1 pseudogene is annotated in these 282 nt (G+C 68.8%); it reads right to left on the minus strand.

From position 1 onward, the window contains the following. Positions 1 to 162: 162 nt before the first annotated feature. Positions 163 to 282: pseudogene (locus AB0G35_RS36455) on the minus strand (IS5/IS1182 family transposase); the annotation flags it as partial.

Below are 282 nucleotides of genomic sequence, written 5' to 3' on the forward strand. Positions count from 1 at the left end.
GCGGTGGTCGTCGGAGGTACGGCGCGGCGGTCGTCGGGGATGCGGTGGTCGTCAGGGAGCCTCGGCCCTCGGGAATACCGCGCCCCGCCCTCACGTTGTCGGCCCCGAGGGGGCGCTCGCGACCCTTAGGGGATCTGTTCCCCTTCCCCCTAAGACGTCGTTTCACTTGGTGAGGCGGCGGTAGCCAATGAGGGTCGCTGCTATGCCGACGAAGGCGAGGAAGTGTTCGGCCTTGCGTTCATAGCGGTGGTGCAGGCGGCGGCATCCGGCGAGCCAGGAGAC

It is taken from the genome of Streptomyces sp. NPDC021749 (genome assembly GCF_040640655.1).
GTDB lineage: Bacteria > Actinomycetota > Actinomycetes > Streptomycetales > Streptomycetaceae > Streptomyces.